This window comes from Bradyrhizobium sp. S3.7.6 (assembly GCF_054061875.1).
The window spans coordinates 3,685,654-3,708,695 of sequence record NZ_JBSSEQ010000001.1 but is presented as its reverse complement, the minus strand read 5'-3'; the positions used below and the strand labels follow the sequence as shown (position 1 = coordinate 3,708,695).

18 protein-coding genes and 1 pseudogene are annotated in these 23,042 nt (G+C 64.5%); 5 read left to right on the top strand and 14 right to left on the bottom strand.

Annotated elements, in window-relative coordinates:
* Positions 1-9: 9 nt before the first annotated feature.
* Both ACVJ5M_RS17420 and ACVJ5M_RS17415 read left to right on the top strand, forming a co-directional pair.
* Positions 10-849 (top strand): ABC transporter ATP-binding protein, encoded by an 840-nt coding sequence (locus tag ACVJ5M_RS17420; protein WP_354099767.1) that lies wholly within the window; start codon positions 10-12, stop codon positions 847-849.
* 90 nt (positions 850-939) lie between these two features.
* The gene (locus ACVJ5M_RS17415; RefSeq protein ID WP_063986244.1) at positions 940-1,665 is read left to right on the top strand and encodes a Crp/Fnr family transcriptional regulator; all 726 of its coding nucleotides are present in this window, start codon (positions 940-942) and stop codon (positions 1,663-1,665) included.
* A 10-nt stretch (positions 1,666-1,675) separates the two neighbouring features.
* On the opposite strand, the gene atzF is transcribed toward ACVJ5M_RS17415, so the two are convergent.
* The 9 genes from atzF to flgB all read right to left on the bottom strand — a co-directional run bounded on the left by atzF (position 1,676) and on the right by flgB (position 10,790).
* Positions 1,676-3,061, bottom strand: a complete 1,386-nt coding sequence (gene atzF / locus ACVJ5M_RS17410; protein ID WP_354097396.1) for an allophanate hydrolase — start codon at positions 3,059-3,061, stop codon at positions 1,676-1,678.
* A 169-nt stretch (positions 3,062-3,230) separates the two neighbouring features.
* Positions 3,231-4,262, bottom strand: coding sequence for a Tim44 domain-containing protein (locus tag ACVJ5M_RS17405; protein ID WP_354097395.1), 1,032 nt, complete (start codon positions 4,260-4,262; stop codon positions 3,231-3,233).
* A gap of 229 nt (positions 4,263-4,491) precedes the next feature.
* A complete protein-coding gene (cckA, locus tag ACVJ5M_RS17400; RefSeq protein ID WP_354097394.1) occupies positions 4,492-7,074 on the bottom strand; it encodes a cell cycle histidine kinase CckA in 2,583 nt (860 codons plus the stop codon).
* Between the two features lie 154 nt (positions 7,075-7,228).
* Entirely contained in the window at positions 7,229-8,308 is a 1,080-nt protein-coding gene (flhB, locus tag ACVJ5M_RS17395) for a flagellar biosynthesis protein FlhB (RefSeq protein ID WP_063982289.1), read from the bottom strand.
* Between the two features lie 7 nt (positions 8,309-8,315).
* The gene (gene fliR / locus ACVJ5M_RS17390; protein ID WP_028148497.1) at positions 8,316-9,086 is read right to left on the bottom strand and encodes a flagellar biosynthetic protein FliR; all 771 of its coding nucleotides are present in this window, start codon (positions 9,084-9,086) and stop codon (positions 8,316-8,318) included.
* A 17-nt stretch (positions 9,087-9,103) separates the two neighbouring features.
* A complete protein-coding gene (gene fliQ / locus ACVJ5M_RS17385; protein ID WP_014494021.1) occupies positions 9,104-9,367 on the bottom strand; it encodes a flagellar biosynthesis protein FliQ in 264 nt (87 codons plus the stop codon).
* Between the two features lie 173 nt (positions 9,368-9,540).
* Entirely contained in the window at positions 9,541-9,849 is a 309-nt protein-coding gene (gene fliE, locus ACVJ5M_RS17380; protein WP_008142413.1) for a flagellar hook-basal body complex protein FliE, read from the bottom strand.
* A gap of 16 nt (positions 9,850-9,865) precedes the next feature.
* Positions 9,866-10,291, bottom strand: coding sequence for a flagellar basal body rod protein FlgC (gene flgC, locus ACVJ5M_RS17375; RefSeq protein ID WP_028148498.1), 426 nt, complete (start codon positions 10,289-10,291; stop codon positions 9,866-9,868).
* Between the two features lie 94 nt (positions 10,292-10,385).
* Positions 10,386-10,790: a flagellar basal body rod protein FlgB gene (flgB, locus tag ACVJ5M_RS17370; protein ID WP_063982288.1), complete on the bottom strand. Its 405-nt coding sequence runs from the start codon at positions 10,788-10,790 to the stop codon at positions 10,386-10,388.
* A gap of 349 nt (positions 10,791-11,139) precedes the next feature.
* On the opposite strand from flgB, the gene ACVJ5M_RS17365 reads away from it, so the two are divergent.
* Both ACVJ5M_RS17365 and fliP read left to right on the top strand, forming a co-directional pair.
* On the top strand, positions 11,140-12,120 hold the full coding sequence (locus tag ACVJ5M_RS17365) for a flagellar biosynthetic protein FliO (RefSeq protein WP_135214597.1): 981 nt from the start codon (positions 11,140-11,142) through the stop codon (positions 12,118-12,120).
* A complete protein-coding gene (gene fliP / locus ACVJ5M_RS17360) occupies positions 12,117-12,872 on the top strand; it encodes a flagellar type III secretion system pore protein FliP (protein WP_063982286.1) in 756 nt (251 codons plus the stop codon). Before ACVJ5M_RS17365 ends, fliP begins: the two co-directional genes overlap by 4 nt.
* Before the next feature lie 228 nt (positions 12,873-13,100).
* On the opposite strand, the gene ACVJ5M_RS17355 is transcribed toward fliP, so the two are convergent.
* From ACVJ5M_RS17355 to ACVJ5M_RS17335, 5 genes and pseudogenes are all read right to left on the bottom strand, one after another.
* Entirely contained in the window at positions 13,101-13,337 is a 237-nt protein-coding gene (locus ACVJ5M_RS17355) for a hypothetical protein (RefSeq protein ID WP_028148501.1), read from the bottom strand.
* An 81-nt stretch (positions 13,338-13,418) separates the two neighbouring features.
* A pseudogene (locus ACVJ5M_RS17350) lies at positions 13,419-17,172 on the bottom strand (tetratricopeptide repeat protein).
* A 232-nt stretch (positions 17,173-17,404) separates the two neighbouring features.
* Positions 17,405-17,599 (bottom strand): hypothetical protein, encoded by a 195-nt coding sequence (locus tag ACVJ5M_RS17345; protein WP_135214595.1) that lies wholly within the window; start codon positions 17,597-17,599, stop codon positions 17,405-17,407.
* A 36-nt stretch (positions 17,600-17,635) separates the two neighbouring features.
* Entirely contained in the window at positions 17,636-18,448 is an 813-nt protein-coding gene (locus ACVJ5M_RS17340; RefSeq protein ID WP_354076102.1) for a tetratricopeptide repeat protein, read from the bottom strand.
* Between the two features lie 105 nt (positions 18,449-18,553).
* Positions 18,554-19,246 (bottom strand): FecR family protein, encoded by a 693-nt coding sequence (locus tag ACVJ5M_RS17335; protein WP_081369443.1) that lies wholly within the window; start codon positions 19,244-19,246, stop codon positions 18,554-18,556.
* Between the two features lie 371 nt (positions 19,247-19,617).
* On the opposite strand from ACVJ5M_RS17335, the gene ACVJ5M_RS17330 reads away from it, so the two are divergent.
* A complete protein-coding gene (locus tag ACVJ5M_RS17330) occupies positions 19,618-23,040 on the top strand; it encodes a VCBS domain-containing protein (protein WP_354099768.1) in 3,423 nt (1,140 codons plus the stop codon).
* Positions 23,041-23,042 lie beyond the last annotated feature (2 nt).

Below are 23,042 nucleotides of genomic sequence, written 5' to 3'. Positions count from 1 at the left end.
CGATCGACCATGAAACTGGCTCTGGCAAATTCGCCAGCCTCCGTCGAATCGGCGCGGAAACAACCGGCCATTCAAGTCTCAGACCTGAGCATCGTTTTTGACACCCGCCGCGGGCAGACCATCGCGGTGGATCGCGTTTCCTTCGACGTGGCACCTGGCGAGTTCGTTTGCATCGTCGGGCCCTCCGGCTGCGGCAAGTCGACGGTGCTCAATACGATCGCCGGACTGGAGGTGCCGTTTGAAGGCGACATCCTGGTGGAGGGCTCGCGTGTCTACAGCCCGCGACCCGATGTCGGCATGGTGTTCCAGCAGCCGCATCTTTTCCCCTGGAAGTCTGTCCGCAGGAACATCGCCCACGGCCCCAGGATGCTTGGGAAGTCCAGGACGGAAGCGAATGCCATCGCCGACGATCTGATCGCGATGGTCGGTCTCAAGCGTTTCGCCGACGCATATCCGAACACGCTGTCCGGGGGCATGCAACAGCGCGTGGCGATCGCGCGAGCGTTGGCCAATCAGCCCCGCGTGCTGCTGATGGACGAGCCCTTCGGGGCTCTCGATGCGCAGACCCGGGCGGTGATGCAAGACAATCTGCTGGAGCTGCGCGACCGGATCAAGGCGACGATCGTGTTCGTCACGCATGACATAGATGAGGCCATCGTGCTGGCCGACCGTGTTCTCATCATGAGCGCGGGACCCGGCCGCATCCTGCGCGAAGTCGCGGTCAAGCTGCCGCGCCCGCGGTCGAGCTCTGTCATGGTCGAGCCAACCTATCTTTCCCTCAAGAAGGATTGTCTCGACGTCATCCGTGCAGAAGGGTTGCGGGCGTTCAAGCAGTCGGACGCGAGCTGATCCCCCAGAACTTGGAAATCGCGAAGCAGCCCGCAGCGCGCTGGCATGGTTCTTGAATAATCGATGCCGGGTCTCACCGTGGAGCCGGCGATGCACAGGGCGAATAGCGCGATAGCGGCAGGCGTGATGCTGGCCGAGTCGGACAATCTCGTCAGGCCGCTGCCCGGCTTGCTGGATGGTCTCAACCGGGCTGATTGCAATCGGCTGCGCGCGATCGGACGCGAGAAGGCCCTGGAAGCCGGCCAACTGGTTTGGTCTCAGGGCGACACACAGGCTGGGATCTACCTGATCAGCGAGGGACGCATACGCAGCTACTATGCGGCGCCGTCGGGGCGCGAGGTCACGCTCGCCTACTGGTTTCCCGGCAACTTCGTCGGCGGCCCCGATATATTCGGAACGGGCCCGCATATGTGGTCATCGGTTGCGGCCGAACCCAGCCTGTTGACGTTCATGCCGGGACTGGCGCTACGGCGGCTTGCGCTGGAATCGCCGGCGATCGCCGTTGCCTTGCTGGATGCCCTGGCATTCAAGGCGCGATGCTATTCGGCGATGGCCCAGATGCTCGGGACGCGCTCGGTGACCGAGCGGCTGCATAGCCTGTTGATCTTCCTGTCGCACGTCTACGGCGTGAAGCGCGACGGCGAGGTTGTCATCGGGATGCCGTTTACCCACGGCGATCTCGCCAATCTCATCGGATCCACCCGCCAATGGGTGACAGTACAGCTCGCGCGGCTCCAGGAGGAAGGCGTGATCAGGTACGACAGATCCGTGATTTCGATCCTGGATCTTTCGACGCTCGAGCAAGAGATGGAATAAATTCCGTCCGTCAGCCGCCAGGCTTCAATTCGAACGCCGCTCGGCCTGCACTGGCCTCGAACCGCCGCGCCAGTCCGATCAGCGCGCGATCATGCCAGGCCGGCGCCAGCAGGGTCACGCCCATGGGCATGCCGTTCGACAATGTCGCGTTCGGGACCGCCACGCCGCAGAGATCGAGCAGATTGGCAAAGTACGAGTAGTAGCCGAGGCGATTGTTGAGGGTGATCGGATCGCGATCCATCTCCTCCAGCGTGAACGGCCGCGGTGCGGTCGGGACCACCAGCGCATCGATACCCGCAAAGATCGCCTCGGCGTCGCGGCGAAGCCGGTGCAGCCGGTGAATGGCACCAAATGTGTCGATCGCTGAATAGCCGGCGGCCGAGCCCAGCACGGTCCTCGTGACATCAAGCAGGGAGCCAGAATCGATGTCCATCAGCGAAGCGATGGCCGAGTGCCGCTCCGCGACCCAGGGTCCGCTGAACATCAACTCCCCGGCCTGGCGGAACGGCGCGAAGTCCACCTCGATCGCCGTTCCCCCGATCTGCGTGAAACGCTCGCAGGCGCGCTCATAGAGCTCGCCGCATTCCGGCATGCCGAAGCATTCGAGATCGGCGGCCGCAATGCGGCCGAACCGGAACGATGGCACCGCCCCGCTGGCGAAAGAAAAGGCCCTGGGCAGGCGGCTGTAGGGATCTTCGAAATCGAACCCTTCGATAATTTCGAGGATTGCCTCGCCATCGCTGACGGTATTGCAGAACACCGAAACGCAATCGATCGTCGGGCAATTCGGCACCAGCCCGCGTGATGACACCAGCCCAACGGTCGGCTTGATTCCGACGATGTTGTTGAAGCCGGCAGGTATGCGGCCGGACCCGCCAGTATCGGTGCCGAGCGCGAACGCGACGTGCCCGGCCGCGACGGCGACCGCGGACCCGGAACTGGAGCCTCCCGCAATATAGCGCGCATCGGCAACCGACGCGCAGGGGCCATAGGGCGAACGCGCGCCGGACAGGCCTGTGGCGAACTGATCGAGATTGGTCTTTCCGAGGCAAATTGCGCCGGCCGCGGTGAGGCGTTCGACGCTGTGCGCGGAATGCCAGGGCGTGTAGCTGAACGCCGGGCATGCGGCAGTGGTCGGCATTCCCTCGACATCGATATTGTCCTTCACACCAAAGGGAATGCCGAGCAGCGGAAGATTTTCGCCCGTCCGCGCGCGCGCCACGAGCTTACGGCATGCTTCGAGCGCCTCCTCCCGCGGGCGGAGATAGATCCAGCAATTGCGGTCGCGCTCGGCCTCGATCCGGTCATACGCCGCTTCGATCGCCTCCAGCGGCGGGGACGAATTCCTGGCAATGGTTTCGTGATTTGTCCTGGAGCGCGCGACAGACTGGCTCACCGAATATCTCCCTCTCTAACCGGCAGGCGCGAAATTGCGGGAGCTCTGCGCGGGCAACAAGCAATTAAGTGCTTCGCGCAAAATGGTCGGCCGTATCGGGATATAAGCGGCTCAAAGAAAAAGGGCGCCGTGCCGAAGCACGACGCCCTTGTCTTTAATCTGCGTACGATCAGTTGGTCTGCTGGATCGCCGACAATTCCCAGCCGCTGCCCGGACGGCGGGCAAAGGTCCAGATCTCGGTCGCCTCGCCCGGCTGCTCGCTGCCGGCGACAACCGTACCGCTGTTGCGGTCCAGCGTCTTGTCGGTGAGGGCGAAGCGCAGCGCTACCGTGGCGTATTCGGTCTCGCCTTCGCGCCAGGCTTCCGCGAGGTCACCCTGCAACAGCTTGACGTTGGTCACCTTGTTGACGACGTTGCGCGCGCGGTTCTGGCCGAGGTCCTGCTCGAAATAGGAGACCATTTCCGGCGTCGCGAGCGTGTGCAGCTTGGCCACGTCCTCGTTCGACCAGGCGGCCTGGACATCGCCGAGCAGGCGCTCGAACGCCTCATAGTCATCCGGCTTGATCTCGAGCGGCGCGTTGTTGGCGCCGCCGAAGCCGAAGCCGCCGAGACCACCGCCAAGTCCACCACCGACGCTACCGCCACCGAGGCCGCTGCGATGGTTCGGCTGCGGTCCCTGACCGCTGCCTGCATCAGCATTGGCATAGGCCGCCTGCTGCGAGTGGCGGCGCTGCCACCAGGACATCGCCAGCCGCACCACCAACACCACGAGCGCGATCTGGATGATCAGGCCAATGATTGACGACAGGCCGCCGAGGCCACCGAACAGGCCGCCGCCGAACAGCATGCCGAGCAGGCCTGCGCCGAGGAAGCCGGCCGCAAGGCCGCCCATGAAGCCGCCGGCGCGGCCAAACAGGCCGCCACGCGCGGGTGCGGCGGCAGCCGAATTCATGCCGGCACCCGGCTGGGTATAGGTGCGGTTGAACTGCGAGGTCGAGCCCGGCGCGGTCGTGGTCGACGGCGGCGCCGAATAGGTGCGCGAACCGCGCGAACCCGACGACATGCCACCACCGACGCGGGCGTCGGCGGACGAAATCACCAGCGCAGTCGGCAGCGCAAGCGCCAGCATGACGGCGAGGGTCTTGAAGAGAGTGCGGGAGCGTTGCGAGAAAGTCATGTGCGTTTCCCAAATCCCCGGCATGGGGACGTGCTCCTAACATGGGCAGACTTCCCGAAAAGTGAAGCCGGTTTCGGAACTTATGGCTGCGGCCCTCAGTCGCGGGGATGTGGCAAAAGCCCATATTTGGCGGGGGTTTGGCCGGGGAGCCGGAGGAACCGCGGTCGCCGGTTACCGGCGGGTTTACGACAGGAATGCCGCTTTTTCCTCGTCATTTCCAGGAACTCTCGCAAATCGACAGCGGTAGTCGCCGTCATCCCGCCTTTGCCATCGTCTCCTTTACGGCCGCCACGAGCTGGCTGAGCGTGAACGGCTTTGGCAGGAAGTCGAATTGCTGGCCTTCGGGCAGGCTCTTCTCGAAGGCGTCCTCGGCGTAGCCGGAGACGAAGATGAACTTGATGTCGGGATTCTTCTCGCGCATCGCCTTCAGCAGCGTCGGGCCGTCCATCTCAGGCATCACGACGTCGGAGACGACGAGATCGATCGCACCGCTCTGCTCCTCCAGGACCTCCATGGCCTCGACGCCGTTCTCGGCCTCGACCACGGTGTAGCCGCGCGAGCGCAGGCCGCGGGCGTTCAGCGCGCGCAGGCCCTCTTCGTCCTCGACGAGAAGGATGGTGCCCTGTCCGGTGAGATCGGTGCGCGGCTTGGCCTCCGCCGCCGCAGGTGCGGTCTCCTTCGCGGCGCCATTGGCCGCGCCGACCACTGCTGCGGGCTGATCTTGCACCTCGGGCTCGGCGTGATGGCGCGGCAGGAAGATATGGAACGAAGTCCCCTGCCCCGGTTCCGAGTCCACGTAAATGAAGCCGCCGGTTTGCTTGACGATGCCGTAGACGGTGGAGAGCCCGAGGCCGGTTCCCTTGCCCACTTCCTTGGTCGAGAAGAACGGCTCGAAGATCTTGTCGCGGATATCGGCGGGGATGCCGGTGCCGGTGTCGGCGACCTCGATCCGCACATAGTCCGCGGCCGGCATGCCCTTGTAGGCGAGCTTGGCCGCTTCTTCCGCGGTGACGTTGGCGGTGCGGATGATCAGCTTGCCGCCGTCGGGCATGGCGTCGCGCGCGTTCACCGCCAAGTTGACGATTACCTGCTCGAACTGGGAGACGTCGACCTTCACCGGCCAGAGATCGCGGCCGTGGATGGTCTCGTGCTTGACCTTCTCGCCGATCAGCCGGCGCAGCAGCATGGCGAGATCGGAGAGCGCATCGCCGAGGTCGAGCACCTGCGGCCGCAACGTCTGCCGCCGCGAGAACGCCAGCAACTGCCGCACCAGCGTCGCCGCGCGCGTCGCGTTCTGCTTGATCTGCATGATGTCCTGGAACGACGGATCGGTCGGCTTGTGCGCGTTCAACAGGAAGTCGTTCGCCATCATGATGGCGGAGAGCACGTTGTTGAAGTCGTGGGCGATGCCGCCGGCGAGCTGGCCGACCGTCTCCATCTTCTGTGACTGGTTGATCTGGTTCTCCAGCGCGCGCCGCTCGGTGGTCTCGAGCATGTGCACGATGGCGGCTTCGGCCTCGTTCTCGGCGGCATCCACCGGCGTGACGAAGAACTGCCCCCAGCGCTCCTTGGTTCCTTCAAGCGCCACCTCGACCGGCGCGACGTCGGCCTGGCCCTCCGCAGCCTGGTTGATGGCTGTGATCAAAAGTTGCCGGTCGCGCGAATTGACCGCGCGGAAGATCGACTTGCTGGCGCTGTCGAGCCCGAGGGCCTGCCCGAGCTTCGCGTAGCGCGCGTTGGCGCGCACGACGTTGCCGCCTCGGTCGACGGTCGCGATCGCCATCGGCGTATGGTCGAAGAAGCGCATGAAGCGCACTTCGGCGGCGCGATCGGGATCGCTGCGCTCGTCGCGGGCGCGGCTGATGACGAGCGTGCGCGACGGCCCCGGCGCGCCGTCGGCGCCGAAGGCGAGCTTGTGATAGAGCCGCACCGGCATGGTCTTACCGGTGCGCATGCGCAGGTCGATGTCGAAGACTTCCGTCTTCACCTCGCCCGGCACCGCCACGATCGCGGTGAGCAGCGAGGCGCCGTCGCCGGAGACGATGTCGGTGAGCTTCAGCCCGCCCGAGCCGATCTCGGCGAGATCGTAGTCGAGCCAGTTCGCCAGTGTCGCGTTGACATAGGCGAGCTCGCCTGCCGGATTGACCGAGAAGAAGCCGCAGGGCGCGTGATCGAGATATTCGATCGCGTGCTGGAGTTCCTGGAACACGTCCTCCTGGCGCTCGCGGTCGCGGGTGATGTCGGAGATCGACCACACCGCGTATTTCGCCTCGCGCTTCCCGGTGCCGAGCGGGCGTACCCGCATGCGCAGCCAGCGGCCCTGGCTGCCATCATGGCCGGAGATGCGCACCTCTTCCTGCTGCCGTTTTCCTTCGCGCGCGGCCTTGAGCAGCCGGAACACGGCTTCGGAGACGTCGGGGTTGCCGATGAAGACGCGCTCCACGGGCCGCACCTCCTGCGGTCCGCTGGCGCCGGTGAGCGTCAGATAGGCGGCGTTGGAATAGACCACGTGGCCGCGGGGATCGGTCACGGCCAGGCCGTCGAAGGCGTGGTCGGCAATGCGCCCCATCACGGGATCATCGAGACTGCGGTCGACGAAGCGGATGATGCCGGCGGCGAAGGCGAACAGGTTGAACAGGCCGACCATCGCCAGCACGGCGAGGATGCCGAGGATATAGGGCTGCGCCTGCGCGCGCCCGAGCGTCATCAGCCCGACGGCGACGGCGACGAGGCCGGCGGCCACCAGCAGCACCAGCGCAATGCTGCCCGAGCGCGGCGACGGCTCGTGCGCCGCAACGGGCTCGCGTGTGAGGTCGTGGTCGGTCTCGGCAGTCATTTCAAGCTGGCACAGCCTGTCGGCAGAGAATCAACGCGCTACGGGGCGCGTGGGGTCCTCCCTGCCTGAATCGGACCCGCAGGCGCAAGGGCAGCAAGGGCGAAAGGTACGCTGATTCCCAGATTACGGCCATTTCCGGTACTTTTCGGGCATTTTATCCGCGTCCGGCGCCGAATCCCTGCTTCAGCCGCATGACGTAACCGATGACCTCGGCGACCGCATGGTAGTGCTCGGTCGGGATTTCCTGGTCGATTTCGACGGTGGCGTAGAGCGCGCGGGCGAGCGGCACGTTCTCGACGATCGGGATGTCGTGCTCGCGCGCGATCTCCCGGATCTTGAAGGCGAGGTTGTCGACGCCCTTGGCGACGCAGATCGGCGCAGACATCCCGCGCTCGTAGGACAGCGCGATCGAATAGTGGGTCGGGTTGGTGATGATCACGGAGGCCTTGGGAACCGCCGCCATCATGCGCTTCTTGGAGCGCTGCTGGCGCAATTGCCGGAGCTTGCCCTTGATGTGCGGGTCGCCTTCGGACTGCTTGAACTCTTCCTTGATCTCCTGGAGCGACATCTTCTGCCGCTGGAACCAGCTGCGATACTGGAAGAAATAGTCGCCAATGGCGATGATCGCGAGCGCCGCGACTACTGCGCCGAGCAGATGAATGGTCAGGCTGGTGCTGGCGCCCAGCATGGCGGCCGGGTCGAGCCTGACCATCGCCTCCATGCGATGGCGCTCCGGCCACAGGACCACGGTCATGACCGCGCCGAGCACGATCAGCTTGCCGAGCCCCTTGAGGAAGTTCGCGGCCGCCTGCTTGCCGAAGATGCGCTTGAGGCCCTCGGCCGGCGACAGCTTGCTGAATTTGGGTTTCAGGGATTCGGCCGACCAGACCAGGCGATGCTGGAGCACGTTGCCGGCAATCGCCGCCAGCACCAGCATCAGCAGGGGCACGCCGATCGCCGCGAGCACGGCGACCTCGATCTGCTGCATCAGCGCGAGCAGAGCCCTGCCGTCGGTTTTGATCATCCAGGAATTGGCAAGCAGGTTGCGCATCGGCGTCACCAGCCCGCTGCCCACCGAGCCCGAGAAGGTGGAGACCACGAGCGTGCCGCCCGCGATCATGAACCAGGTGTTGATCTCCTGGCTCTTGGCGACGTCGCCGCGTTCGAGCGCCTCTTCGAGACGCTTTTGTGTCGGGTCTTCTGTTTGACTGTCGGGATCGTTGTCGTCTGCCATCGATCACCTATTTGAGCGGCATCATCTGGTGCATCACACCGATGAAATAGTCGAGATACGTGCCCATCATCGCGGTGAGCACCACGGCGAGCACCAGGAAGCCCACGAAGATCGACAGCGGCACGCCCACGAAATAGACCTGCATCTGCGGCATCAGCCGCGCCAGCACGCCGAGCCCGATGTTGAAGACGAGGCCGAACACCAGAAACGGTCCGGAAAGCTGCAAGCCCAGGCTGAACGCGGCGGCAAAGGCGCGCGTCGCCAGCGAAGCGACGTCGCCGCTCGATACGGTCTCGCCGGGCGCGAAGATCGTGTAGCTGTCGTTCAGCGCGGCGATCACCAGATGATGGCTGTCGGTGGCAAACAGCAGCGTCACCCCGAGCATGGTCAGGAAATTGCCGACCAGCACGCCCTGCTGTCCCTGTGTCGGATCGACCGAAGTGACGAAGCCGAGCCCCATCTGCTGCGCAATCACGGCGCCCGCGACCTGAAGCGCCGACAACGTCACGCGCGCGGTCGCCCCCAGCACGATGCCGATCACGATCTCATGCAGCATCATGACCAGCAGCGGCGCGATCGAGCCCATGTCGACGTGGTAGGCGTTGCGATGCAGCGGCAGGATGATCAGCGTCAGCAGCAGCGCGATCGCCAGCTTGATCCGCGTCGGAATGTTGGTCTCGCCCAGCCCCGGCAACAGCATCACCATCGCACCGACCCGGGCGAAGGCGAGCATGAACGAAGCGGCGAGCGCCGGCAGCAGCGAGACGTCGATGCGCATGTCGGGCGCATTGTGCCTCAGCCGCCGATGATTCGCGACGAGATCCGCATCATGTGGGAATGGAGTGCGTCGGCCATGAACGGCAGCGCCAGCAGCATCGTGGCGAAGATGGCCAGGATCTTCGGCACGTAGATCAGCGTCTGCTCCTGGATCTGCGTCAGCGCCTGGAACAGCGACACGACGACGCCGACCACGAGGCCGACCACCATCAGCGGCGACGACACGATCACGATGGTCCAGATCGCATCACGCGCGACGTCGAGGGTTTCAGGTCCGGTCATGTGCAGAATTCCTTGTTCATTTCTCGCCTCCTCACCGCTGTTCCGAGCGAAGCAAAGGCCTATCCCCGTCTTTGCGAGCGCAGCGAAGCAATCCAGACTGCCGCCAGCGGAAAGATTCTGGATTGCTTCGCTGCGCTCGCAAAGACGATTGGGGCGAGCGCGGGCGCCAAAAATCAGATCGGCATCTTCATAATGTCTTCATATGCCGCGATCACGCGGTCGCGGACCGAGACCAGCGTGGACACCGCGACGTCGGTGTCGGCGACCGCCGTCACCACGTCCATCACGTTGGCCTTGCCGGCGGCCATCGCCACCGTCTGCGCGTCGGACTTGCGGCCGGACTCCATGACGCTGCCGACAGCGTCTTTCAGGAGCGACGCGAAGGACTGCCCGCTCGCTTCGCTGCCCTTGCCGGCGCCGCTGTTCTCCAGCACGCGGGCGAGGTTGGCATAAGCATTGGCTGCGATTGTCGGTGATGCCATGGCTTAATTGTCCTGTTCAGCTCTTGAGGATGTCGAGCGTGCGCTGGATCATCCGGCGCGTCGCACTGATGATGTTGAGATTGGCCTCGTAAGACCGCTGCGCGTCGCGCATGTCGGTCATCTCGACCACCGAGTTCACGTTGGGATATTTGACGTTGCCGGTCGCATCGGCGGCCGGATTGCTCGGTTCGTATTTGGTGCGGAAGTTCGACTGGTCCGGCTTGATCCTGCCGAGGGTGACGACCTGCGCGTCGAGCGTGCGGTCGAGCGCGGAGGAGAAGGTCGGCACCTTGCGCCGGTAGGGATCGCCACCTGATGTCTGCGAGGTCGAATCCGCGTTCGCGATGTTTTCGGAGATCACCCGCATGCGCCCGGCCTGCGCGCGCAGGCCGGAGGTCGCGATCGCCATCGAGCGGGCAAAGTCGCTGCTGTCATTCGCCATGATGCGCTTCCCTTAGCTCTTGAACATGATCTCCGCGCAAACGCTCCGCGTTTGTCGCGAGGGAAAACCGCCGCACACTTTTCCGGATCATGCCCTAGCCTTTGCCGATCGCGGTCTTGAGCAGATGCAGGCTCTTGGAATAGAGCGAGGTCGCCGCCGCGTAGTCCATCTGGTTGCTGGCGGCCTTCATCATCTCCTCTTCGAGATTGACGGCGTTGCCCGCGGGACGGGTCTCGAAACCCGCATTCCTGTTCTGGTCGAAGCCCGAGGCCGCGCCGGATGGCGTCATATGGGAGCCGCTGGTGCGGGTGAGCGCCAGGGGGCCCATCGAGCCGGTGACGGCGCCTGATTTGTCGAGCTTCGGCTCGACCAGGTCGCGCGGCCGGAATTTGGGCGTGTCGGAATTGGAGACGTTCTCGGACAGGACGCGCTGGCGTTCCTGGTGCCACTGCATCTTGGTGCGAAGCGCCGACAGCACCGGGAGGTCGTTGATGGACATCGTTGCGGCTCCTTCCGCCTCTCGGACCTGAGGCCCGAAGCTAGGCAGAATTTGCCGCGTGTATGGTTAACAGGTGGTTAAAGGTGGCGTCGATGCATGTCCCTTGACGGAACACCAGTTTGCGCCCCCGTGATTCTACGCATCCAAAAGCGGCATTACCCCAACCGTTTGGCGGGCCATGCACAGGCCAAGAAGTCGTTTTGGATCGAGCGATTCATAGGTTATTAAGAGCTGGGGACGGCAAAACTTGCCGTGGGACGTTAAGAAATCGCAGTTTGGGGCATCCCACGCCGATGGTTGGCGCGTCTGACCATGGGCACGAGAAAAGCGCCATTTGTCGGGGACAAGTATGCAAGGCAGCCCAATCACCTTCATCGTGGCGTTCATCGTCGTTCTGGCGTTGATCGGCGTCGCCGCATGGTTGGTTCGCCGATTCGCCAGCAGCCGGCTCGGTGCCAACACCCAGCGCGGCCGGATGCCCCGGCTTGCCGTGATCGATGCCGCCGCGGTCGATGGCCGGCGCCGCCTGGTGCTGGTCCGGCGTGACAATGTCGAGCATCTCCTGATGATTGGCGGTCCCACCGACATCGTCGTCGAGCCCAATATCGTGCGCGCAGCGCCCGGCCGCGACCAGCTTCCGCAGCGTTCCAATGCCGCCGAGCCGCCGCGCCTTGCCCCGATGCCCGATACCAGCAGCTGGACCGACGAAGCTCCGCGGCCCGAACTGCTCGATCATCCCGAACCGCAAATGCCCGAGCCGCCGCCGCGGCCGCGCCCCTCCTTCGCCGACGAGGTACGCCGGCCCGCTCCCGCACTGGCCGAGCGCCGCAACGAACCGCCACTGGCCGGCTTTCCTCCTGAGCCGATCCTGCCGCCGCGCCCCGAGCGCGAGGCACGCCCCGAGCCGGTTCCGCCGCGCATCGCCCGCAGCGAGCCTCCGCTGATGCCACGCCCTCCGCGGCAGAGCGAGCCGGTGAAAGTCCCCCCGGTGCGCGCCGAGCGCGCGGCCGCGCCGCCGCCTCCCCCGCCCGTGCCGCAGGCTCCGGCCGTTCCGCCGCCGGCCCCCGCTCCTGCCGCGCCCTCGAACGCCGAGCAGAATCTCGCCGAGATGGCGCAGCGGCTCGAAGCCGCGCTGCGCCGCCCCGCCGGCGAGACAGTCGCGCCTCCGGTTGCGCCCGAGCCGCCCGCGCCACCACCGCCCCGCGCCGCACGCAGCGAGCCGCCGGCCCCCCCGGCTCCGCCCGCAAAGCCGGCCGCGGAGAAGACCAGCTTTGAAAATCTCGAAGACGAGATGGCCTCGCTGCTCGGCCGTCCGAAGCCGTCTTCGTGAGGCTGCCGGCCCTCCCGCGTAGAGTTGTTTTTCTTTCTGTTCTGATCGCCGCGGCTTCGCTCGCGATGCCTGCGCATGCGCAGGACATCAGCATCAATCTCGGCGGTCAGGGGGGCGGCGTCACCGAGCGCGCGATCCAGCTCATCGCGCTGCTCACGGTGCTGTCGATCGCGCCGTCGATCCTGATCATGATGACGTCATTCACGCGCATCGTGGTCGTCTTGTCGCTGCTGCGCACCGCGATGGGCACGGCGACCGCGCCGCCGAACTCGGTGATCATCGCGCTCGCGATGTTCCTTACCTTCTTCGTGATGGGACCTGTGCTGCAGAAGTCCTACGACGAAGGCATCCGCCCGCTCGTCGCCAACCAGCTTGGCGTCGAGGACGCACTCCAGCGCGCTTCCGTCCCCTTGCGCGGCTTCATGCAGAAGAACGTGCGCGAGAAGGACCTCAAGCTGTTCCTGGATCTCTCGGGCGAGCCGCCGCCGGCCACGCCGGATGACCTCGCGCTTCGCATCCTCGTCCCCGCCTTCATGATCTCCGAGTTGAAGCGCGCCTTCGAGATCGGCTTCCTGCTGTTTCTCCCCTTCCTGATCATCGACCTCGTCGTCGCCTCCGTGCTGATGTCGATGGGAATGATGATGCTGCCGCCCGCAACGATCTCGCTGCCGTTCAAGCTGATCTTCTTCGTGCTGGTCGATGGCTGGTCGCTGGTGGCGGGAAGCCTGGTGCAGAGTTACGGGGGCGGATAACTGCGGCTCCATCCGCCGTCATGCCCCGGCTTGCCGTCTTCGCTGAAGCTTCGCCGGCCGAGCGCCCTTGTGGGCCCGGCGTAGCCTAGCGGAGCCGGGACCGGGGCATCCAGTACGCCGCGGCCTTTCGATTTCATCACTGCGGTCTCTGGAATACTGGATCGCCCGATCAAGTCGGGCGATGACACCGAGAACGTGGCGTACAGTGAGACGGCGTCGACAGCGCCCCTACCCCTTCACGTCATACTGCTTGCTGAGGTGATCGCCGATCTGCACCAGCATGGCGACGCTTTCGGGGAAGCCCGGCTTATCCGTCGCGGCCTGGTCGGCATCGGCGCGGAATTCCCAGCTGTCGCCGTCGCGGACAATCGAGATGACGAGGTCATCCGGACCATCGGCATGGACCTTCAATTCGGCCCGCGCCATGGCGATGAGTTCGGCTTCGGTCTTGGCAGGCTTGCTCATATCGACGCTCTCCCGGCATGAAGACGCGCAGGTTGCCGCTTCAACGGGCACCTGTCGAGAGGCCTCGTGGTAGCAGGGTTCCTACCGCGTCATCTTGATCTGCCGCACGACGGGGATCGTGGGGCAGCGAGCCGGTGTGGTCGGCCTCGTCCTTGGCTTGCGGCGAGGCCGGTGCGCGGGCGGTGGCGTCGGGGAAGCGCTGCTTCATCTCGCGCAGGAAGCCGTCGAGCGTGTCGACGCTGGCAGCGAGCTTGGCGATCTCGGCGAATTCGGCGCTGGAGGACGCTGCCGGCTTGCTCGCGATGTCGAAGGCGACCCGGTCCGCACTCTCGCTCATCAGCGGCGCATATTTCTCGCGGAAGCGCGACAGGCCGATCGAATCGTCAGCGAGCGCATAGCCGACGGCGGCGCGGATGATGTCACTCTTCTCCACCGCGTTGAGCGGCTTGAAGTCGCGGAAGCGGTCGCCGTAATAGAGCTCGATCTGCTCGGCGGATTCGCGCCAGCGCCGCGCCGCCCAGAAGATGTCTGAGCGCAGGCGGAGCACCTCGCGCCCGGAAACGTTGGAGACGATGTCGAGCGCGAGATCGTGGCGGCCGACGTCGCTTTGCGCGCGCGCCTCCAGCAGCAGCCGCTGCTGCCGCAGTTCGCCGGAGAGATCGCTGATGCGGCTCGCGCGCAGCGCCGAGATCGCCATGTCGGGCTTGCGGTTGGCGAGGTAGATCATGGACAGGCGCGCGGCGACCTGGGCGCGGGCTGCGCCTTCGAGCCGATGGTCGACTTGGTACTGCAACAGCTCGGCGGCCTGGTCGAGCAGGTCGATCGAGGCGAGACGGTCGGCGAGACGGCGGATCAGCTCGTCGCCGCGGCGGCCGATCGGCGTCAGCTCGCGGAACTCGTAGAACATCCCGAGCGCTTCGACCGGCGGCAGCTCGTCGCCCTTGGGCCCCAGGAAGATCTGCGTGAACAGGTCGGAAGCGAGGTCCTGCGCCTGACGCGAGGCCTCGGCGTTCGGCTGGAGCCTTGTCGCCGTGCGCGCCGCCCTGAGCGCGTCCCGGTAGCGCCCGTTCTCGGCATATATCTGCGACAGCATCTGGAGCGTCTTGACCTCAATCGAGTCGCCCCGCCAGGTCATCGACAGCGTCTCGAGCTCACGCAGCGCGTCTTCCTTGCTGATCTCGTCGCGCTTCTGCCGCAGCGCCACTTCGAGCTGCTTCGCCTCGGCCGCCGCCTGACGATCGTTCGAGGCGACCGCGAATTTGTAGTCGTCGAGCGCATCCCTGTCGTGGCCGAGCGCCTCGGCGAGCCGGCCGCGCAGCACGGCGAAGCCGGGCGCCGCCTCTGGCGATATGCCGACCACCTCGATCTCGCTGCGGCGCTTGGAGGCGCCGGCATAATCCTTCACCTCGAGCGAGGCGCGCATCGCCTCCATCGTCACGATGCGCTGGATGTCGATCGGCAGCGAGGCGATGGCGAATTCGACGTTCTTGAACTTCTCGCGCGCATCCGCCCACTTGCCCTGGCGCGCATAGGCAAGCGCCTTCCAGAGCTGGGAATCGTGGCTGTTGCCGATCACGGGATTGGCGAGGTCCTTCAAGCCCTGCGCTGGCCGGCCGATCAAGATGTTCGCGATCGCATGCATGATCAGCGCGCCGCTCTCCTCCTTGTTGAGGGGATCGGCCAGCATCAGGTCGGTCACCGACTTGGCTTCGTGATACATGGCGCGCGACATGTAGAACTGCGCGAGATCGAGCCGCGGCAGCGAGCGCTGTGCCGGCTCGACGGCCGCGATCGCCGTGATCAGGCTGCCCTGGCGCGTCCAGAAATCCTCCGACTGGCCCTTGCGCCAGCCTTCCGGACTGAAGACCGGCCGCACCGCGGTCGGTGCCCGCTCGGCGGAGATATCGACCGGCGACAGCGTCAGTCCGCCCTTCTTGCCGAGAATGACCTTGTCGGATCCGACCTCGACGCCGACCTCGTCGGAGTTCGGCCGGATCGCGATACCGTGCGCGGATTCCAGCAGCGAGAGATCGACGAGATCCTGCCGCTTGATGAAGCCGCGCACCGGCCGCTGCCCGGTGACGACATAGAGCGTGTCGCCGGCGTCGGGATCGGTCAGCTTGTGCAACAGGCCCGGATTGGCGAAGGGGATCGCGATATTGGCGAGCGCGGGGTCGGTGATGTTGCGCGACATCATCAGCGGCAGCGGCGTCGCCTGGATCTTGTCGGCGAGCGTCAGGAGCCAATTGGTCTCCTTGCCGACCTCCTCGCTCGTCAGCGAGTAGACCAGCGGCCGGGTGAGACGGATGCGGACCGCCTGCCCCTTGTCGAGCGGCATGCGGCTGACCTCGCCGATCATCGCACCGCCCCGGCTGCGGATCGCCTCGACATCGATCGGCTTCGGCGTATCGAACACTAGCCACACGGTGTCGCCGCGGCGGAACGCCGCCGCAGGCGTTGCCACCTGAAGCGGGAAGATCACGCGCAAGCCATCGCTGTCGCGGCGGACATCGACGCTGGCCACGGTGGGCTGCGGCGGGGCCGGCGCCTCGGCAGGTGCGGCCTTGACGCTGTCCTTGGCCGGCTCTTTCGCAGCCTCCTTGACGACCTCCTTGGGCGCTTCGGACACCGCGGGCTTGACGGGCGCGACCACAGCTTCCGTTGCCGTTGCCGGCGCCGCAGGCTTCGACACGTCCTTGGGCGGTTCCGCAGCATGCGGTGCTTCAGCCGCGGGAGCCGGCGCAGGCTTCGGTGCTTCGACCGGCGGCATCGCCGCCGGAGCTTCCGGCTTCACCTCGGGCTTCGCTTCGATCTTGGCTTCGATCTTGGCTTCGCGCGCGATCGTCTCGGACGTCGGCGGCGCGATCTCGCGATGGACCTCCTTCGGCTTCTCGGCCGCCGGTTTTTCCGGAGCCGGTCCATGGCTTTGGGCCGCAGGCTTTGCCTGCGCGATCACCGCCTCAGCCGTCGCGGCGGTCTTGCCCTTGTCGGGCTGGAAGGAGATGTCGACGACGTAATTCTTCTCGTCGCGGAAGGAGTGCACGTCCGAATCGCCGATCAGCGCGATCTCGACACTGGTCTGGTCAATGTCGGACTTCTGCTTGATCGAGGCGACGTTCGGGGGCGCGGCGACGACGGCGTCCGCCAGATCGAAATTGAGGCCGGCATTGAACGCGAGCGTCAGCTTCTGCTCGTTGAGCACGGAGGACACGCCGACGCCGTCGGGCATCTCGAACACGAAGCGCACAAAAGTCGGCTGCACCGAGGCGCGCACGCGGATCTGCGGACGCTTCTTGGTCTCTGCCGCGGCGCGCTGGGCTCGCAAGGCCCGTTCGGCGACACGCGCACGCTCGGCCAGTTCCTTGACCACGTCCATGGGCAGGCTTGGCGGCGGCCCCTTCCAGCCCTCCGGCAAGAGGTCGATGAAGGTGCGCTCGCCGGCGTTCATGGTGTTGACGGTGACGCGCCGCGCCAACGACAGGCGGATGGCGCTGCCGTCGGGATCGCGGCGGGCAGAATTAACGTAGTCGGGCGCACCTTCCGGAACGCGATCGACGGGAACGTCGACCGCCCGGTCGAAGCGAATGATGAGAATGGAGCCGGCCGTCGTCACCTCGGAGGGAACGTCCTCGCCGAGCTTGATCACCAGACGGGCAAAGCCGCCACCGGCCGAGAAAGTCGCCTCGCCCCGGACCACATCGGCGGCGCGGGCGGGCGCACCAAGGCCGATAAGCAGGCAGGCCGCCAGCACGGGCGCCTTGCGGACATGGCGCGACAACCCCCGCGCCAAAGCGCGGGCTCGCGACATAAATCCAGCGGCAGCCTTCTGCGCCATTGGCGGCGTTTCTTCCAATTCGGCGGTCCATGCCGGCACTGGCGCCGGCCCGTGCCGTCGACTGTAGGTTTTGCCAATTAAGGACTTGTTAATGCTGTAATGACGAATTCACCCGGCACAGTGCGTCGCGACGCCTGCTTGCGGGCTCGGGCGTTCGTGCTTCGAAATCTGGGGAGCAAGTGGTTAAGGAGGTGTTAACACCCCCTTCGTCCGCACCCGTCAGGAATGCCAATCAAACCCCGCGATTGGCCGGCAAGGCATTCAACTTGCCTCGCGCTTCGCGAATTGACTGCAAGGTCAATCGCTTTTCCGAGATTCGGCTCTCGATGTACTCACGCTCGAGATCGGTCAGCTGTGTGTTCAACAACCGCTGATAGCGACGAATGCTATCGTCGTGAGCTTGAATGAGCGCGAACCTTGCATCCATATTCATCTCCGATTCGTTCCGCCTCACCGAGCCAACTCAGTCGTAATCGACGCCATAACGCGCGAACTCGTCGCCGATGTTCTTCTGAATTGTCCTTGCAGTCGAAATGTCAGATTTTCCGCCGATCGCATCGCCTTGCTTCAGCTTGGCAAGCCCGCGACCAAAAAGCGCGCTCGCCAGTTCGGGGGCGACTCGCAAGGCAGCATTGTAGTCATCGATCGCCGCACCGAACTCACCCATCTTCAGGTGGATCAGCCCACGCGAGTCGTACACGGCAGCGCTGGTCGATCCCGATTGAAGCGCTCTGTCGCAATCCTCCAGCGCTTCTCGCGAGGCGCTGAGAACCGCACGGGTCCAACATCGTCCGCTCCATGCCGCCCGCGAGGCGGGCTGGAGACGGATTGCCTCGTCGTAATCATGCGCCGCGCGCTGGTGGTCGTTTTTCTTCAGGTAGGCTCCGGCGCGGTTGACGAAGGCAGCGCCATAGCCGGGATCGAGCTTGATCGCATCATCAAAGGCTTCGATCGCGAGCTCATATTCACGTCTCCTCAAGTGAGCCACGCCGCGGTTGTTGAAGGCCTTTGCGTATGTCGGATTGAGTGCGATCGACTGATCGAAGTCGCTGATGGCGCTGTCGTAGTCGCCCTTTGCCGTGTAGGCGTTGCCGCGATTGTTATAGGCGATTGCCAGAGCTGCCGACGAATCTGGACGCGCCTGTATGAAAGTCGTGCAGGCACCGATCCGGGCATCGAGCGAGGTGGTACCCGTCCCGTTGCACAGTTCGATATTGCTGAGATAGCTGTCCTTCACCCCGGAGTTCTGGGCCGCGACCGGCAAGCCGACCAGCATCAGGACGACAAGCGCCAGTCCGCCTTCGGCAACGGAGGATCCTGGTTTCATGTCAGGCTCCCGATCTTCTGAGATCTGGCGATTGCACCGGCTGGGACCAATTCTCTAGCAGCCGCGACAGATGTTCAGATTGAGCCTTTGCTCGGCCCTTTGCTCGGGTTGGCGTGGCCCCGCTGCGCCGGGCTTCTTCGTATATTTGTTCTTGCCCTCTTCGATCAGAGTGGAAAACTTGGTGGTTCCGTCGTCCGAGATTTCGACGTGAGGTGTAGTGCCTCGAATGCCCATCGTCGCGACCGGCGTTTCGATCTTCATGTCACCGGTCTTCGCAACCTGGCCGGCAACAAAAACGAACGTACCCTTGGTCAGGTTGAAGGCTGTCGAATTGGACTTTCCACCCGGCTCGTAGACGTATTCGTCCAATGTCATGCGGGCGTTGCTCGACAAGTTGAACGAAGTTCCATCGACGAAATTGATGCCGACCCGACTGTCGGCACCGGTTCGAACCACATCGCCCAAATAGACGGGATCACCGACTTTCGTCTGGATGGATTCGGCCCCGACGTTTGCCTGGACAATGGCGGCGCCCGCATGCTCGATGATGACCGAGCCATCGGCTGTCACAACTTTCCCGATTGGCTTTGACGACGAGTCCAGCACGGCACGCCGCGGAGAATCGTCCTGCGCCTGAACCGGGCGGGGTGACGAAGCGGCCAGCGCAAGGACGAGACCTGCCACGAGAACAATCGCTGCACGAGTGCCCATGGCTTCCTCCTTTTCGAAGATATGATCCTCGAGCATCCGAACGGCTCCGACAGCGCCGACGAAAGCCATCGGGGATAATGGCAGACCAGCAACAGCAAACCACGACAGCCAAAATGGTTATTCCGGGGTAATCCGAATGGCTGATCGCCGTGTCCAAAAGAGTCACTATCCGCGCCAGGCAATTTCAAACAGCTTTTAGCGCTGAAAGCGGTACCGTCGGGCGAAACGTCAGCAATCCTGCCGTGATCAGCCTGGGCGGAATTCTCAGAAACGACAACTTTTTAGCGGGCATAGCTGAGGTTGCCGGCACAAAATTGTTCCCGATCGCGTGACGCGGCAAGCCGGCCAAGACGCGGCGGCATAGGGCGACGCCTGAGGCCGACCGCTAGGGCAATCGAGGTTGAAAAATGGCCGTCACGTCCACTGCAGAGCACGGCGGCGAGCGCGAAGCCGCTGCGGGCCTGCATCGCCGCGTGAAGACGGCGAAGAGCAATCCTCCTGATTTACCCGCTATTCAATCTCATGAGCGAGCCTCTGCCGGCCGTTTCGGGATGCTGTCGCTCACGGCATTGCTCTTCTCGATGATCAAGGAGGTCAGGGCCGCAGACCCGAACGCAACGTTCCTGGACGACGATACGATTACATACAAGGACTTTGCACACGGCACCTTCGAGCTCACGACCAAGGAACCAACCCCGCGGCACATCATCGTCGAGGACCCCGGACAAACGGTCGTGCTGAGCAAGGTCGGCTCCGGGCTTACCGTGAATCAGCTCGACAACAGCGCGACCCGCATGGAGGAGCTGCGGGTGGCCCAGCAGGAGGCGCTCGAAAATTTCTCGAAGGGATTTGGCAAGAACGGGTCCGGCACGCCTCCGTTCGTCGAATCTCTGCCGCTGGAGCCGATCAATTTCATAGCGCCCGCGGCGCCAAGCGCACTGCTACCGTTGCAGCCGATCATCGTCACGGTGCCCGACATCATCACACCCGTGACACCCGTGCGGACGCCGCCGATCTTGAATGTGCAGGCGGGCCCGCTTGAACTCGACACGGTCGCGTTCGACGTCTTCGCCGCAACGAGGGGAACCTTCAGCGCCAGCAGCTCCAGCGCCGCGCTGACTTTCGGCATCAGCGGAGGCGCTACGGGCGCTACCGCGCTGGAGGGAGCGATCTACGACGTATCGAAGACCAGCTCTTATGGCACGCTTTATCTGAACAGCTCGACTGGCGCCTATGCCTTCGTTCCCAACAGTGGCGCGATCAACGCGCTGAAGACGCCGACCACCGATAGCTTTGTGATCACCGTGTCCGACGGATCGCTTTCGGCTCAACAGGCCTTCACGATCAACATCAACGGAGCCGACGACGCGGCGATCATCTCCGGCACGACGACCGGCTTGTCAATCGAATCCGGCGGCGTCGCCAATGCCCCATCCGGCCCACCTGTCACAACCGGCCCACCTGTCACAACCGGCAAGCTTTCGGATATCGACGTCGACGACCCCGCCAACACTTTCTCGGCCGTCAATTCCCCGACGAAGAGTGCACACGGTTACGGCACTTTCACCATGACCGCCGACGGCGTCTGGAGCTACACGCTCGATCAATCCAACAGCGCAGTGCAGGCTCTGAACGTCGGCCAGACGCTGACCGACACCTTCACGGTGACCAGCATCGGCGGGACCCCGCAGTTGATTACCATCACGATCAACGGCTCCAACGACGCTGCCATCATTTCCGGGACAACGACCGGCACCGTGACGGAAGCCGCATGTTGGAAGCCCGGGACTCCGATCGCGACCGGCAAGCTTGCAGATACGGATGTCGACAATACTCCCGACAGCTTCACGCCGGTGAGCTCGCCAAGGGCGAGCGACCATGGTTACGGCTGCTTCCGGATGACGGCTGACGGCGTCTGGACCTACACGCTCGATAACACCAATTGCGTCGTCCAGGCGCTGAACGTCTACGACACCCTGACCGACACCTTCACCGTGACCACCATCGACGGCACCGCGCAGGTGGTGACGATCACCATCCACGGCACGAACGATCCGGCCATCATCCACGGCTGCATCACCGGCTCGGTGACCGAGCCCGATTGCAGGGAACACGGCAAGCCGACGGCGAGCGGCAGACTGACTGACACCGACGTCGACAACACGCCGAACACATTCACGCCGGTCACTTGTGCGACCCGGAGCGCGGGCGGCTACGGCGCTTTCACGATGACCGCCGCCGGTGTGTGGACCTACACGCTCGACACCACCAACTGTGCCGTGCAGGCGCTTCTTTCCTGCGAGACTTTGACCGACACCTTCACGGTCACGACCATCGATGGGACGGAACAGACCATAGCCATCACAATCCACGGCGCCGACGATCGCGACCATTTCGGCCACGCGGCAGCTCTCAATGCCACCGATCCGCCCCACGCCACCGCGCCCCCCGAAGACAATGCGACTGCGAGAGCCTTTGCCGCCGGTCCGACGGTGGCTGCGAGCACCCATGACGCGAACACGGATGGCATCGGCGTCTCCGGCGAAAGTCCGGATCATGGCAAGATCGGCACAAACGGCGGTCGCGACACCTCTCACGACGGGCACGAACAGACCCTTCTTGCCGGCGGCTCCAGAGACGATCATTTCGTCTTTGCCTCGACGTCAAATTCCAGTGCAGCGCGCCCTGATATCATCTCTGGCTTCAAGGCAGACTCTGAGCGGAGCGACCTGATAGCGCTCGGCGCGCTCACCCTCTCCGTTCTGGCACTCGATCCCTCCAGCACGACAGTGCCCGCACATACGATCGCCTGGCTCTACGACAGCTCGGCGAACCAGACCATCGTTTACGTCAATCCGACGGATCAAAGCCTGAGCATCGGCGATTCCAGTCTGGTGGAAATCCATCTCGATGGCTTCTCCACCGTCCAGACGTCGGATTTCATGCTCGCGCTGGAAACGTCCGGTCATGCGATGGCAGCCGCGCCGGCCAATCTGGAACCGGGCGCGGGCAACGACGCGACCGGTAGCCCGACGACGGCGACCAGCCCCTCATCAGGCGAAACCGTCCATGAGCGAGCCGCCCTGATCGACGGAAACGGGCCCGGGCAAGCTGCGAAGGCGAGCGGGTGCACATTCGATGCCGATTGCGAACGGGTTGTCCGGGTCGGGCACACCCAGTTCGTTCAGCCCGACGATGCGAACACGCGATCGGACGCGCCCACCGGCGGGAACGTGGCCTCCGCGGTGAGCCACGTGCAGCCCGTCAACCAGCTTCATCCCACGGCAGTCGTGGAGAATAGGTTCGTATTCGACAAGTTGACACCGTTCGACAACGGCAAGGAGATCGCGCCCGTTCCAGCGAGCGTGGCCGCCAAGGACGGCGGCCCGGTCATACCGTCCACGGTCGACCCAAGCATCGAGTCCGGCCCAGACTCCATCGAGACGTCACACCACGAAAATCACTTGCGCGAGCATCATCATGGGGAGCCGATAGCCGAGAACGGCGTTCCTCGAGTTGCTTCGGTTCACCTCGGGGACTCATTTCATTTCAAGCAGCACGGTTCTGACGGTTCGGGTGACATTGCGCCCCCGTCTTGGCACGCGGCGGTCGAACCCTACGCCATCAAGGATGGTGCTGTGCATGGCCACCATTCAGAGCTCAGCGCAGGTTTGGACGATCCCTCGGACCCGTCTGGTCATCACGAACATGCTGGTGTCGTCCACGGATTCAGGGCGGCGTGGATGCTTGAACCGTCCCCGCCGCATATTGATCCGGCTCACGGCGCAGGCTCAGCTCACGCCCACGTGCCGCACGATCTGATCGTGTGATG

What these genes read in the sequence shown, in the direction of transcription:
- ACVJ5M_RS17420 (WP_354099767.1), top strand. Translation starts at nt 10, where the DNA reads ATGAAACTGGCTCTGGCAAATTCGCCAGCCTCCGTCGAATCGGCGCGG.
- ACVJ5M_RS17415 (WP_063986244.1), top strand. Translation starts at nt 940, where the DNA reads ATGCACAGGGCGAATAGCGCGATAGCGGCAGGCGTGATGCTGGCCGAG.
- ACVJ5M_RS17405 (WP_354097395.1), bottom strand. Translation starts at nt 4,262, where the DNA reads ATGCCGGGGATTTGGGAAACGCACATGACTTTCTCGCAACGCTCCCGC.
- cckA (WP_354097394.1), bottom strand. Translation starts at nt 7,074, where the DNA reads ATGACTGCCGAGACCGACCACGACCTCACACGCGAGCCCGTTGCGGCG.
- flhB (WP_063982289.1), bottom strand. Translation starts at nt 8,308, where the DNA reads ATGGCAGACGACAACGATCCCGACAGTCAAACAGAAGACCCGACACAA.
- fliR (WP_028148497.1), bottom strand. Translation starts at nt 9,086, where the DNA reads ATGCGCATCGACGTCTCGCTGCTGCCGGCGCTCGCCGCTTCGTTCATG.
- fliQ (WP_014494021.1), bottom strand. Translation starts at nt 9,367, where the DNA reads ATGACCGGACCTGAAACCCTCGACGTCGCGCGTGATGCGATCTGGACC.
- fliE (WP_008142413.1), bottom strand. Translation starts at nt 9,849, where the DNA reads ATGGCATCACCGACAATCGCAGCCAATGCTTATGCCAACCTCGCCCGC.
- flgC (WP_028148498.1), bottom strand. Translation starts at nt 10,291, where the DNA reads ATGGCGAATGACAGCAGCGACTTTGCCCGCTCGATGGCGATCGCGACC.
- flgB (WP_063982288.1), bottom strand. Translation starts at nt 10,790, where the DNA reads ATGTCCATCAACGACCTCCCGGTGCTGTCGGCGCTTCGCACCAAGATG.
- ACVJ5M_RS17365 (WP_135214597.1), top strand. Translation starts at nt 11,140, where the DNA reads ATGCAAGGCAGCCCAATCACCTTCATCGTGGCGTTCATCGTCGTTCTG.
- ACVJ5M_RS17355 (WP_028148501.1), bottom strand. Translation starts at nt 13,337, where the DNA reads ATGAGCAAGCCTGCCAAGACCGAAGCCGAACTCATCGCCATGGCGCGG.
- ACVJ5M_RS17345 (WP_135214595.1), bottom strand. Translation starts at nt 17,599, where the DNA reads ATGGATGCAAGGTTCGCGCTCATTCAAGCTCACGACGATAGCATTCGT.
- ACVJ5M_RS17340 (WP_354076102.1), bottom strand. Translation starts at nt 18,448, where the DNA reads ATGCTGGTCGGCTTGCCGGTCGCGGCCCAGAACTCCGGGGTGAAGGAC.
- ACVJ5M_RS17335 (WP_081369443.1), bottom strand. Translation starts at nt 19,246, where the DNA reads ATGCTCGAGGATCATATCTTCGAAAAGGAGGAAGCCATGGGCACTCGT.
- ACVJ5M_RS17330 (WP_354099768.1), top strand. Translation starts at nt 19,618, where the DNA reads ATGGCCGTCACGTCCACTGCAGAGCACGGCGGCGAGCGCGAAGCCGCT.